The organism is Nonomuraea sp. NPDC052116 (assembly GCF_040680035.1).
In the GTDB taxonomy this organism is placed as follows: Bacteria; Actinomycetota; Actinomycetes; order Streptosporangiales; family Streptosporangiaceae; genus Nonomuraea; species Nonomuraea angiospora_A.
In genome coordinates this window covers 172333-184513 of the sequence record NZ_JBFAWA010000005.1, presented here as the reverse complement: position 1 = coordinate 184513, position 12181 = coordinate 172333, and the positions used below count along the sequence as shown (strand labels likewise).

Sequence of the window (12181 nt, the reverse complement as noted above, 5' to 3'; positions counted from 1 at the left end):
TCGTGGAGTTTCGCGTCCCCCTCTGGGGGCAGGCTGGCCGAGGCGAGGGGAGAGACGCAATGACTGAGCCGCGCATGCCCTCAAGGGCCGCCGACTCGGGTGCGGAGGGGCTGACGGCCGTGACGGCCGGCGGGATCGGGCTCCGCCACATCATCGATCTGACCGCGAAGGAGGCCGAAGGGGTCACGGCGGTCGAACCGGTCGAGGGCGGCTGGAAGATCGGCGTCGAGGTCGTCGAAGACCGTCGCATCCCCTCCTCGGACGACATCCTCGCCCTCTACGAGGCCCGGATCGACGCGGAGGGCGGCCTGCGGTCGTACCGGAGGTTGCGGCGCTACCGGCGCTGCGACGCGGATGGGCCACCTGCAGGAGGGTGACCTAGCATCGGGTGAGTGGACGACCTTGGCGCGGAGGACCTCCGCGGCCTTCAAGGAGAGCATCGCCCGCGGCACCGTCTGGGCTATGCGCCACCCGGGCCCGTACCGGCCGTGACGGCCCATCGCTCGTGATCCCGCCACGCCCCGTCGATGAACTGGAAGTCCGGCGAATACCCCTCTCGCCGGAAGCCGGCCCGCCTGATCAGGTTCAGGGAGGGGGTGTTGGACGGCTGGATGTTGGCTTCGACGCGGTGCAGCCCCAGCTCGCCGAACGCGTACCGGACGAGCAGCCGCAGCCCCTCGGTCATGTAGCCCCGGCCGGTCGTGGACGAGTAGGCGCAGTAGCCCAGGGTGCCGTCCTGGCGGGTGCCCCGGATGATGTTGTTCAGGTTGGCCCGGCCGACGATCGCCCCGGTGTCGACCCGGCAGATGACGAACCCCTCGTTCGCCGGGTCGTCGAAGCGCGCCATGTAACCGTCGAAGGCCTCGTCGGTGGTGATGGGGGCGCCGGGCATCCAGCGGGCGAGCAGGTCGGCGCTCTCCCGGTTGAGGGTCAGGAATTCCGTACGGTCGCGGTGGCCGATGCGGCGGATGCCGACGCGGGGGCCCTGGGCGAGGTAGGTCACTTATCGATCTTGTCGTAAGGCCGGCCACGACGCGCACCGCCAGGCCCGGCCGTCCCACTCGACCGGGAACGGCACCGCGTGCGGGAGCGGCGCTCCCCAGACCCGCTCGCCCAGCCCGCGGCACAGCACGCTGAGCCCGGCGGTGAGACTACCCACATGCCCGACCAGCGCGACCGCCCCGCCACCGCAGGCGGCCGGCTGATCCAGGTGGGTGGCTGTCTCGCCCGGGGGGATGGCTGGCTCGCCCGGGTGAGCGGCTGGCTCGCTCGGGTGGGCGGCTGCGATGGAGGTGAAGGCGGAGACCATCCGGTCCACGACCGCGTGCCCGGTCTCGCCGTCCGCCACCGCCTCGCCCAACCGCCCGTCCACGACCCAGGAACGCAACACCTCGGCGGTACGCGCCCGGACCGCCGGGTCGGCGGTGCCCTCCAACCGCCCGATCCCGAACTCCACGAGCCCTCGCAGCGCCACCACCTCCTCCCGCAGCCCCAGCGCCCGCGCGATGATCTCGGCGGTCTGCCGGGCGCGCACCGCCGTACTGGCGTAGATCCGGGTGACGCCTTCTCCCCGCAGCCGCTCGGCCGCCTCCGCCGCCTGCACCCGCCCTTTCGGGGTCAGCTTCGCCGGAGGCAGCGCCCCGGCCACCCCGGCGACGACGTTCTCCGACTCGGCATGGCGCAGGCACAACACGCGGACCCCCATGCGCCCGACCCTACGAGCCGGAGCCCCCAGCGCGCTCAAGACTCCGGAGAAGGGCGTCGAGCGACTCCTCGGGGGCCTGTCCGGCCGTGTCGACGAGGACGCGTTCGCGCTCCCACGGCTCGTACTCGCGCTCGACGACCTCCCGCCAGTCAGGTGGCCGCAGGTCGGGGATGTCGATCGAACGCGAGGTCACGCGGTGCCGATGCTCGGCGGGATCGGAGCAGACCACCTCCACCTCGGCCACCGGAACGCCCGCCTTGACCCCGACCTCCCGCCAGGCGTCGCGGGTGACGCCCAGCGGGTTCACCGACTCCGCGATCACCGTCAGCCCCTGCCGCAAGTGCTCCTCGGCCAGCGCGTAACCGACGACGTATCCCGCGGGGCCGACGGGGTGGCGGGCCAGGCCGGAGCGGACGATCGCCTGCTCGATGGTGTCGATCCGCACGTGCACCGCGCCGATGCGGGCGGCGAGGAGCCGGGCGAGCGTCGTCTTGCCTGTCGCGGGGAGGCCGCCGATGACGATGAGCATGCACCCCATGCTAGGAAGCCCACCCGGCGAGCGCGGAAATTGTCACTCCCGTAGTCCAAGCTGAACCCGTCCGCTCTCGCGAAGGGGTGCCGTTCGTGTCGATCCAGGTTGCCGGCCGCCGCCGTTCGGCTGCATCGCTCGCCAAGGCCTTCCCCGGCGCCGAGGTCATCGACGTGACCTCCAAGGCGGACGAGCCATGGGTGCGGCTGAGCCCGTTCTACCCGCACGGCGGCATCCCCGTCCCGCAGACCCCGGGCGTCACCAGCCAGAGCGTCGAGGGGATCTGGCAGGCGCTCAAAGTCTTCGAGACCGCCGACGTCGACCCGGCCAAGCTCGCGATCACCACCATGACCGGCCTCAAACGCACCGTACGCAAGCACGGGCCGGTGCGCGGCCACCGCGACGGCCTCCACGGGGACCGGCTGCTGACCTACCAGGCCGCGCGGCGCCGCATCTACCTCCCGGCCTACCGCTGGGTCCTGGAGCACAAGACCGGCGATCTCGTGGAGCGCCTGCGCCTGCTCGCCGCCGACCGCGACGTCGTCCTCCTCGACTACACCACCAACGGCGACATCGACGACCCCGCCACCCCGCTCTCCCACGCCGCGCTGATCTGCCTGCACATCCAGGAGAAATGGCCCGAGGAAGACTGATCCGCGGTCACCATCAGGTTCCCCAGTCACTAAAAAGTGCGTTCTTCCATGTCAGGGCACACTCTCTTATGGTTTCTGGGTAACTACAAGAGATCACGGGCGTCCTGGTTCGGCGGACGCCCGGACAAGGAGGCAGGCAGCATGGCCATCACTCTCGTGAACCCCGACGGATTGCCCAAAATCGATGTCTACCGGCAGGTGTCGATCGCATCAGGGACGAAGCTCGTCTTCCTCGCCGGACAGGTCTCCTGGGACGCGCAGGGGGTCACGGTCGGCGAAGGCGACCTCGCCGCGCAGGTCGAACAGTGCTACCTCAACATCGCCACCGCCCTGGCCGAGGTGGGCGGCTCCTTCGACGACGTGGCGAAACTGACCGTCTACGTCGTCGACTGGACCCCCGACAAGATGCCCGCGCTCCTGGAGGGCATCTCCCGTGCGGGTGCGAAGCTGGGGGTCACTCCGGTCCCACCGGCCACGCTGCTGGGCGTTGCGGCACTGGACATCCCCGACCATCTGGTCGAGATCGAAGCCACCGCGGTTCTCAACTGAACCGATGCTCGGCGGTTCGTGATCTTCCAGCGCATAAAAGGGGATGAACCTCTCCAGGGTTCGGTGCGAGGCTGGGCTCGTGAGCGACACGCAAACCGTGGTCCTGGTCGAGGGAGTCAGTGACAAGTCGGCCGTCGAAGCGCTGGCCGAGCGCCGTGGCCGGAACCTGGCGGCCGAAGGCATCTCCCTGGTGGCGATGGGCGGTGCCACGAACATCGGGACGTATCTCGGCAAGTTCGGCCCTAACGGTCGCGATCTCCGGCTGGCCGGTCTGTGCGACGTCGGGGAGGAGGGCGACTTCCGGAGGAGCCTCGAGCGTGCCGGCCTCGGATCCGACCTCAGTCGCAGCGATCTGGAGGCGCTCGGATTCTTCGTGTGCGTCGCCGACCTGGAGGACGAGCTGATCCGCGCTCTCGGCACCGCCATGGTTGAGCAGGTCGTCGACGCCGAGGGCGAGCTCAGCTCGTTCCGCTCGCTCCAGAAGCAACCCGCGTGGCGCGGGAGGGCCACTCACGACCAGTTGCGCCGGTTCATGGGGTCAGGCGGCGGACGCAAAATCCGCTATGCCGGCCTGCTCGTCGCGGCCCTCGATCTCGATCGCGTGCCGCGACCGCTGGACAGGCTGCTGGCCCACATCGCCGAGTGAGGCCTGACGCGCGAGCGCTCCCCGCGGGCTTGTGGGCCCAGGGGGAGCGCTCGTCGTGGTTTCCGTAGGGGCTGGGGGTTACCAGTCGCCTCCGCCGAAGTCGCCTCCGCCGAAGTCGCCTCCGCCACCGCCGAAGTCGCCCCAGCCGCCGCCGTCTCCGCCGCCACCGCCGAAGTCGCCTCCGCCGCCGTCGGCGTAGCCCTCGGCATAGCCGGCGCCGTAGCCGCCGTAGCCGAAGCCGCCGCTGAGCAGGCTGCCCATCATGGTGCCGATGAACATACCGGTCATGATGTCGCCGAAGCCGCCGTAGTAGCCGTACGCATACGGCTGGTACGCGGGCCCCGCGTCGTAGTAGGGGCGGCGCTGGCCGTCGACCATGACCTCGCGCATCTGCGGGTCGAAGCCGCGCTCCACGGCCTCGGCGTCCATCTTGCAGGCGGGCACGTCGCGGACGGCGCCACCGGGCGGCGCCCAGCGGACGTCGCGGGCGGACGGGCCGTGCTGCGGGTTGAAGAAGCAGGGGGCCCGCCGCTCGGGGACCGGGTCGTTGTGGACCTTGGCCTTCACCACGGCCAGCGCGTAGCGGCCGTCCTCGAGGGTCTGGGTGACCTCGCGGACCTGCTCGGCGTGCTGGACGTTGGCCAGCTGGGTCTTGGCCTTCTCGTAGGAGTCGAGCGCCTGCTGCCACTCCTCGATGTGCTTGCCGCCCTGGCCGGCGAGCGTCACGTCGGTGTCGAGGGAGGTGATCTCCTCGCCCAGCTTGGTGACGTCCTCGTCCACGGTCTGCTTGACGGCCGCCAGGTCCTTGGCGTCCTGGATGGCCTTCTTCTTCTTGCGGTTGCTGGAGTAGAGGAAGTAGCCGCCACCGCCGACCACGACCAGGCCGCCCAGGGCGATCAGCGCGGCGGTGCCGCCGGCGCCGGGGTTGGCCTGGCTGCCGGTGTCGAGCGCGGAGCGCTTGCCGTCGACGGCGAGGTCAACGCGGTTGACGAAGTCCTTCATGCCGTCCACGACGTTGCCGGAGTTGGCGCTCACCGCAAGGTTGGCCAGCCTGCCCGCGACACCCTGCTGGCGGATGGCGCTCGAGGCCGCGAACAACGTCTCGCCGTCGAGCACGGCGAACGTGGCGCGGTTGCGGCCGGCCTTCGTGAGCTCGGAGTTGAGCGAGCTCATGTACGACGCAATCGTGGAGTTGTCCAGCGTGCCGTCGGGGAGCGCCACGGTATAGATCTTGCTCTTGGCCCCCTTCAGCGCGTCACGGATCTCATCCTGCTGGTCCGACGACAGCGGTGAACCGGACTCCACGAAAAGCGGGTCCTTCTTGTCCTTCCAGTAGGACACCACCGACTGAGCATCAGGGGGTGCCGCCGCGTTGGCGGCAGGGGACAGCGCAAGCACGACGATTAGACCGGCGATCAGAGCCGCAAGCGCGGCCCCTGCTCGGCGCAGCGAGTGGGTCATTGGCAGCAAGCCTCCTTCGCCCATGAGGACGAACGAGCGATCGGCAAAGTTCCTCACTGTCGCACGTTACCTGTCCGCGAGCGCGCGGGCGCACACCGTGGCGAAGATGCCGGAACTCCGTCAGGTGTCCTTGATCTCACAGATCGCGGCGCCCGACGTGACCGTCTGCCCGACCGCGGCCGTGAGCCCCGTGATCGTGCCCGACTTGTGGGCGGCCAGCGGCTGCTCCATCTTCATGGCCTCCAGCACCACGACCGTGTCGCCCTCGTTCACCACGTCCCCGTCCGTGGCCACGACCTTGACGATCGTCCCCTGCATGGGGCTGACCAGCGCGTCTCCGCCCGCCGCCGACGCCTTCCCGGCGCGGGCGGCACCGCGTCGCGGCGCCTTCGCGGGGGCCGGCGCGGACGCGCCGAACCCGGCGGGCAGCACCACTTCGAGGCGTTTGCCCCCGACCTCGACCGTCACCGTCTCGCGCGCGGCGGCGGTGGCGTCCGGGCCCGAGACGATCTCGTCCTCGTACGGCGCGACCGTGTTCTCCCATTCCGTCTCGATCCACCGCGTGTGCACCGAGAACGGTGAGGAGACGAACGCCGGATCGGACACGACGGCCCGGTGGAAGGGCAGCACGGTGGGCATCCCCGAGATCTCGAACTCGGCCAGCGCCCGCCGCGACCGCTCCAGCGCCTCCTGCCGCGTCCGGCCCGTGACGATCAGCTTGGCCACGAGCGAGTCGAACGTCTGCGGCACCGTCATCCCCGCCTCGTAGCCGGCGTCGAGGCGCACCCCGGGCCCGGTGGGCGGGCGCATGACGGTCAGCGTCCCGGGGGCGGGCAGGAAGTTGCGCCCGGCGTCCTCCGCGTTGATCCGGAACTCGATCGAGTGCCCGCGCAGCTCCGGGTCGCCGTACTCCAGCGCCTCCCCGTCGGCGATCCTGAACATCTCCCGCACCAGGTCGATCCCCGACACCTCCTCGGTGACCGGGTGCTCGACCTGCAGCCGGGTGTTCACCTCGAGGAACGAGATCGTCCCGTCCTGCCCCACGAGGAACTCGCACGTGCCGGCCCCGACGTAGCCCGCCTCCTTCAGGATGGCCTTGGAGCCGGAGTAGAGGATCTCGAGCTGCTCCCGCGACAGGAACGGCGCCGGCGCCTCCTCCACCAGCTTCTGGTGGCGGCGCTGGAGCGAGCAGTCGCGCGTGCTGACCACGACCACGTTGCCGTGCGCGTCGGCCAGGCACTGCGTCTCGACGTGGCGCGGCCGGTCGAGGTAGCGCTCCACGAAGCACTCGCCCCGTCCGAACGCCGCGACGGCCTCGCGCACGGCCGACTCGTACAGCTCGGCGACCTCCTCCAGGTTGCGCGCCACCTTGATGCCGCGCCCGCCGCCGCCGTACGCCGCCTTGATCGCGATCGGCAGCCCGTGCTCCTCCGCGAACGCCACGACCTCGGCCGCCCCGGAGACGGGGTCCTTGGTGCCCGCGACCAGCGGCGCGCCGACCTTCTGCGCGATGTGCCTGGCCCGCACCTTGTCGCCGAGTGCGGCGATGGCCTCCGGCGGCGGGCCGATCCAGATCAGGCCCGCGTCGATGACGGCCTGCGCGAAGGCGGCGTTCTCGGCCAGGAAGCCGTATCCGGGATGCACGGCGTCGGCGCCGGAGCGCCGCGCGACGTCGAGCAGCTTGGCGATGTCGAGGTAGGTCTCCGCGGGGGACCGGCCACCCAGCGCGTACGCCTCGTCGGCGACCTTGGCGTGCAGGGCGTCGAGGTCCTGGTCGGCGTAGACGGCCACACTTCCGATCCCGGCGTCCTGGCACGCGCGGGCCACCCGTACCGCGATCTCGCCGCGATTGGCGATCAGAACCTTCCGCACCGACCTAAGTCCTTCCTGAGAGGCTCAGCGGCCCAGGTACGCGCCGCCGTTCACATGGAGCACCTGCCCGGTCACATGCCTGGCTCCCGCGGAGGCCAGGAACAGAACGGTATCGGCGACGTCAGAGGGGGTGCCGGGACGCCCGTTCCGCGTGTTCTCCACGCGTGCCCTGATGCCGTCCTCGGTCAGCCGGCCGCGGAAGAACTCGGTGTCCAGGACGAGGCCGGGGGCGACCACGTTCGCGGTGACGCGCCGGGGGCCGAGCTCGGCGGCCAGGTCGGCGGTCCAGGACTCCAGGGCGGCCTTGGCGGCGCCGTACGAGCCGGAGCCCGTGCCGCGCGCGGCGATGGAGCCGATCGAGACGATCCGGCCGCCCTCCGTCAGGCGCGGCGTCAGGGCGGTCGTGACGAGGACGGCGGACATGAGGTTGGCGTTGAGGTTGGCCCACCAGGCCTCGGCCACGTCCGTCAGCTCGCCGGGCTGCCTGCGGTCGAGGTTGGTGTTGCCGCCGGCGTTGTTGACCAGCACGTCCACGTGCGGTGGCAGGCTGTAGAGCGCCTCTTTCACGGCGGCGGGGCTGGAGGCGTCGAACGCCACGTGCGCCGCCCCGAGCCGCGCCGCGGCCTCCTTCAGCACGTGCTCGCGGCGGCCGGTGATGGTCACGCGGTCGCCGAGCGAGACGAACGCGGCCGCGACGGCGTATCCGATGCCGGTGCCTCCGCCGGTCACCACAACCTCGCGCATGACCCGAGCGCTCCCCGAGACGAATCCGAACAGTCCTCGGGTAGACCATAGCCGCTCGGTATAACTCAGGCGACGGTAGGTGGTCACCCCTTAAGTTGAGGGCGCTTTCCCCATGTTCCAGGAGGTATGCATGAGCCAGAGCATGCTCGGCGGCGACCCCGCGGAAATGCAGCAGATGGCCAGTCAGTTCACGCAGCAGTCGGAGGCGGTCCGCACCACCATGACCGCGCTCGACCGCGAGGCCGCCAAGGTCGGCACGGCGTGGACGGGGCCGGGCGCCCAGCGTTTCCAACAGGCGTGGCAGAACTACCGCACGGCCTTCCAGCGCATGACCGAGGAGTTGCAGGAGGCTTCGCGCGTCATCGGCACCTACCGCCAGAACATCGAGTCCGCAACGAAATGAGCAACGGATCGGGGCCCTGGCAAGGGAGCCGGGGCTTCCTTCCGCCAAAGCCGAACCGAAGCCGAAGCCAGACCGATGCCGATGCCGGACCGAAGCCGGACCGGCGCTGATTCGGGCCTGATTCGGGGCTGATTCGGGCAGGCCCCGCCGCCGCCCGAATCCGGCAAGCTACGCTTTTTCCTCATGATTGGTCGCGCCTTGGTGGCGAGCGTGCTCGCCCTGCAGGTCCCGCTGGCGCCCGCGGCCGTGAGGGACGAGTGCCGGCCGCCCAGGGGCACCATGCAGGTGGGCGAATCCTGGGCGCAGAAACGGCTCGACCCCAAACGCGTCTGGTCGCTGTCCACCGGCGCGGGCGTGAAAGTGGCCATCGTCGACAGCGGCGTCGATCTGCAGCATCCGCAGATCCGCCTGGCGGGCCGGGCCGACCTCACCGGCACCGGCTACCGCGACTGCGTGGGCCACGGGACCGCGGTGGCGGGCATCATCGGCGCCCAGTACATGCAGGGCGTGCTCTTCTACGGCATGGCGCCGGGCGCGCGGCTGCTGTCGTACAAGCAGACCGCCTCCGAGCGGAACGGCGACCCCGATCTGCTGGTCAAGGCCATCAAGGCGGCGGCTGACGAGGGCGCCAAGGTCATCAACGTGTCGGTCTCGACGAGCGACCTGCCCTCGCTGCGCGAGGTGGTGCAGTACGCGCTCGCCAAGGACGCGGTGATCGTGGCCGCGGCCGGCAACGTCACGAAGGAGGACGGCACCCCCGTACCCGCCTATCCGGCCGCCTACGAGGGGGTGCTCGCGGTCGGCGCGGCGGGCCCGAACGGCATCCTGTCCAACTTCTCCAACGTCAAGACTCCCGTCGCCGTGCTCGGCCCTGGCCAGGGCGTCACGTCCACCTGGCCCGGCCGCTCCTACTTCAAGGACCTCAACGGCACCAGCTACGCCGCCCCCTACGTCGCCGGGGTGGCCGCGCTCGTCCGGGCCCGCTTCCCGAAGCTGGACCAGGCCCAGGTACGCCAGCGCATCATCGCCACCGCCGACGGCGCCACGGGCGGCGGCAAGGGCGCGGGCATGGTCAACCCGATGCTCGCGCTCAGCGCGATCCTCCCGTACGAGCCCGCCGGCGCCCCCGTGGTCGCGCCCCCTCCGCCCAGCCCGCTCGCCGCGGAGGCCGTGGCCAAGGTCCCGCCCGTGGACCACGACGCGATCGACCTGGCCCTGATCGTCGCCGGGTCCGCGCTCGGGCTGGCGCTGCTGGTGGCGATCGCCCGCGTCATGATCCCGATGGGCCGGCGCAGGGGCTGGCGGCCCGGCCGCCCGGAGTGACTCGGGCTGCAAGGAAACAAAACGGTGAATTGTCGGGTACGGCCCGAAACTTCTGATGCTGAAGTGAAAGATCTGGTTCAATGTGTCCAGATCATGCTTTGCCGTGAAAGGTTTAGTCATGCACGCTTTGCGCCCTGGTGATCCCGAGCGGATCGGCGATCTCAGCATTGTTGGCCGGCTGGGAGAGGGGCCGCGGGGCGAGGTGTTCCTTGGCCGCGAGGCCGAGGACGCCCCCATCGTCGCGGTGAAGCTGCTCCCGGCGGAGCCGGACGCCGACGCCGACGCGCCGGTCAAGCACCTGGCAGCCAAACAGGTCTCCAGCTCGTACGTGGCCAGGGTCCTGGACGCCGGAATGCACGAGGACCGCCCGTACGTCGTCAGAGAGCACGTCGAAGGCAAGAGCCTGGCCCAGGCGGTGGCCGATGACGGGCCATTGACCGGGGACGCGCTCGAGCGGGTCGCGGTCGGGGTGCTGACCGCCCTGTCGGCCGTCCACCTCGCCGGCCGTTCGCACAAGTCGCTCACACCCCACAACGTGATCCTCGGCCCCGAGGGCCCGCGGGTCACCGACGCCGGGATCGGCGAGCCGGTGGGCGAGATCGCCTACCAGGCCCCGGAACAGCTGCTCGGCCTGCAGTACGGCCCCTACGCGGACGTGTTCGCCTGGGCGGCGACCATCGCGTTCGCGGCCACGGGCAAGGCGCCGTTCGCCGACCGTGACGCGGTGCTGACCGGCGAGCCCGAGGTGGACATCGAGGCCGAGCCGGTGCGCAGGGTGGTGCTGGCGGCGCTGTCCAAGGAGGTCGGCAAGCGGCCGACCACGTACAGCGCGCTCATGCAGCTGCTCGGCGGCAACGCCAAGCCGCCCGCGGCCCAGCAGACCGCCATCGAGGGCGTGCCGATCCAGGGCATCCCGGTCCCCGGCGTGCCCGGCCAGGGCGGCCCCGTGCCGCCGCAGGACACGCTGGTCGCCGGCCCGCCGATGCTGCAGGACGGCCCGCTGCCCGTCCAGGGCCCGCCGTTCGTGCCGGGCCCGCCCATGCAGGGTCCCCCGATGCAGGGTCCGCCCATGCAGGGCCTGCCGGTGCCGCATCAGCACCAGTCCGAGACGCCGATGTGGGGCCCGCCGGAGCCGGACCAGCAGCCGCAGCACATCAGGCTCGAGGCCGTGCCCTCCGGGGCCGCCGCCCGGCCGCGCCGGGGCTTCCCACTGGGGCTGGTCGCCGGGGTCGCCGTGGTCGCGCTCATCTCGGTCCTGGGCCTGTGGGGCGCGAACAGGTACGTGAAGCTGCAGCAGGTCAACCCGGCCTCCATGGCGCAGGCCAACGCGGACGAGATCCCGGTGCCCGCCAGCGCCCCGGCGACCACCGGCCCGCAGGGCACGGACCCCCTCGGCGGCGGCGCCGACCCGCAGCAGACGCAGCCCGAGGCCACCGTGCCCTGGGGTGCCACGGCCGCCCCGGACGACTCGGGCGTCGGGCCGCTGACGCTGCCCACCGAGTGGTCCTCGTCCTCGACCGCGCCCCAGGTGCCCGAGCTGACCACCGTGCCCACGACCCCGGCCGCGATCCCGACCCAGCCGGTCCCGACGCAGCCGGTCCCCACCGCCACGCAGCCGGCCGCGGACAACACGGCCGAGTCGACGCCGACGCCCAGCAAGACACGGCACGCGAAGCCGACGGCGACCGTCACGAAGACGGTGGACAGGACGCCCACGCCGACGCCCACGCCGACCGAGGAGCCCACGAAGGAGCCGGAGCCCACCCCGACTCCGACCAAGGAGCCGACGAGGGAGCCGGAGCCCACCCCGACTCCCACGAAGACGACGGCCAAGCCGACTCCGACCAAGACCACGGCCAAGCCCACGCCGACGCCCACCAAGACGACGGCCAAGCCCACGCCCACCCCCACGAAGACGACGGCCAAGCCGACGCCGACCCCGACCAAGACCACGAACCCGTACTCGCCCACCCAGGTGTGCGGCTCCGGCTTCTCGGTCCAGCGGTCCAGCCCGTTCGGCGGCGGGGTGACGTACCAGCTCTGGAACAACAGCACCGGCCAGAACTGCGTGGTCACCATCAAGACCACTGACATCGGCAAGAAGACGCCGGTCAGCGCGACCCTGGAGGTCCAGGGCGGCGGCAGCCAGACGGACTCCGGCAGCTTCGAGTACTACGCCGGCCCGGTCAAGCTGCCCGCCAGGGGCAAGTGCGTGCGCTTCTCCGGCAGCGCCGGCGGCACGAGCACCAGCGCGGCCTGGGGCAGCTGCGGAGCCTGAGCGCCCGTTCTGACGACA

The 12181-nt window shown here is 71.2% G+C and carries 13 protein-coding genes; 7 read left to right on the top strand and 6 right to left on the bottom strand.

The genetic code is table 11. The annotated features are described in order from the left end of the window. Nucleotides 1–59 precede the first annotated feature (59 nt). Nucleotides 60–377, top strand: a complete 318-nt coding sequence (gene gvpO / locus AB0L65_RS11145; RefSeq protein ID WP_364243248.1) for a gas vesicle protein GvpO — start codon at nt 60–62, stop codon at nt 375–377. A gap of 83 nt (nt 378–460) precedes the next feature. Here gvpO and AB0L65_RS11140 read toward each other — a convergent pair whose 3' ends face one another. Genes AB0L65_RS11140 through AB0L65_RS11130 form a run of 3 tightly spaced genes read right to left on the bottom strand, consistent with a single transcriptional unit; the run spans nt 461 to nt 2234 of the window. Continuing rightward, on the bottom strand, nt 461–1003 hold the full coding sequence (locus AB0L65_RS11140) for a GNAT family N-acetyltransferase (protein WP_364243246.1): 543 nt from the start codon (nt 1001–1003) through the stop codon (nt 461–463). Continuing rightward, the gene (locus AB0L65_RS11135; protein ID WP_364243243.1) at nt 1004–1705 is read right to left on the bottom strand and encodes a histidine phosphatase family protein; all 702 of its coding nucleotides are present in this window, start codon (nt 1703–1705) and stop codon (nt 1004–1006) included. A gap of 10 nt (nt 1706–1715) precedes the next feature. Continuing rightward, nucleotides 1716–2234, bottom strand: a complete 519-nt coding sequence (locus AB0L65_RS11130; RefSeq protein WP_364243241.1) for an AAA family ATPase — start codon at nt 2232–2234, stop codon at nt 1716–1718. A gap of 95 nt (nt 2235–2329) precedes the next feature. Between AB0L65_RS11130 and AB0L65_RS11125 the strand changes: the two genes are divergently transcribed. The 3 genes from AB0L65_RS11125 (at nt 2330) to AB0L65_RS11115 (ending at nt 4082) form a co-directional block, all read left to right on the top strand. Then, nucleotides 2330–2887, top strand: coding sequence for a hypothetical protein (locus tag AB0L65_RS11125; RefSeq protein ID WP_364243238.1), 558 nt, complete (start codon nt 2330–2332; stop codon nt 2885–2887). Between the two features lie 141 nt (nt 2888–3028). Continuing rightward, nucleotides 3029–3436, top strand: a complete 408-nt coding sequence (locus AB0L65_RS11120) for a RidA family protein (RefSeq protein ID WP_364243235.1) — start codon at nt 3029–3031, stop codon at nt 3434–3436. 97 nt (nt 3437–3533) lie between these two features. After that, nucleotides 3534–4082: a TOPRIM nucleotidyl transferase/hydrolase domain-containing protein gene (locus tag AB0L65_RS11115; protein ID WP_364243232.1), complete on the top strand. Its 549-nt coding sequence runs from the start codon at nt 3534–3536 to the stop codon at nt 4080–4082. Between the two features lie 78 nt (nt 4083–4160). Here AB0L65_RS11115 and AB0L65_RS11110 read toward each other — a convergent pair whose 3' ends face one another. From AB0L65_RS11110 to AB0L65_RS11100, 3 genes are all read right to left on the bottom strand, one after another. After that, nucleotides 4161–5543: a hypothetical protein gene (locus AB0L65_RS11110; RefSeq protein WP_364243230.1), complete on the bottom strand. Its 1383-nt coding sequence runs from the start codon at nt 5541–5543 to the stop codon at nt 4161–4163. Between the two features lie 120 nt (nt 5544–5663). Then, nucleotides 5664–7415, bottom strand: a complete 1752-nt coding sequence (locus AB0L65_RS11105; RefSeq protein ID WP_364243227.1) for a biotin carboxylase N-terminal domain-containing protein — start codon at nt 7413–7415, stop codon at nt 5664–5666. A 24-nt stretch (nt 7416–7439) separates the two neighbouring features. After that, nucleotides 7440–8159: an SDR family oxidoreductase gene (locus AB0L65_RS11100; RefSeq protein ID WP_364243224.1), complete on the bottom strand. Its 720-nt coding sequence runs from the start codon at nt 8157–8159 to the stop codon at nt 7440–7442. A gap of 130 nt (nt 8160–8289) precedes the next feature. Between AB0L65_RS11100 and AB0L65_RS11095 the strand changes: the two genes are divergently transcribed. The 3 genes from AB0L65_RS11095 to AB0L65_RS11085 all read left to right on the top strand — a co-directional run bounded on the left by AB0L65_RS11095 (nt 8290) and on the right by AB0L65_RS11085 (nt 12163). Next, nucleotides 8290–8562 carry a WXG100 family type VII secretion target gene (locus tag AB0L65_RS11095; RefSeq protein ID WP_026214895.1) on the top strand — a complete coding sequence of 91 codons (273 nt, stop codon included), beginning with the start codon at nt 8290–8292 and terminating at the stop codon, nt 8560–8562. A 183-nt stretch (nt 8563–8745) separates the two neighbouring features. Beyond that, a complete protein-coding gene (locus AB0L65_RS11090) occupies nt 8746–9885 on the top strand; it encodes a S8 family serine peptidase (protein WP_364243221.1) in 1140 nt (379 codons plus the stop codon). A gap of 118 nt (nt 9886–10003) precedes the next feature. Continuing rightward, nucleotides 10004–12163 (top strand): protein kinase, encoded by a 2160-nt coding sequence (locus AB0L65_RS11085; RefSeq protein WP_364243218.1) that lies wholly within the window; start codon nt 10004–10006, stop codon nt 12161–12163. The last annotated feature ends 18 nt before the right edge of the window (nt 12164–12181 follow it).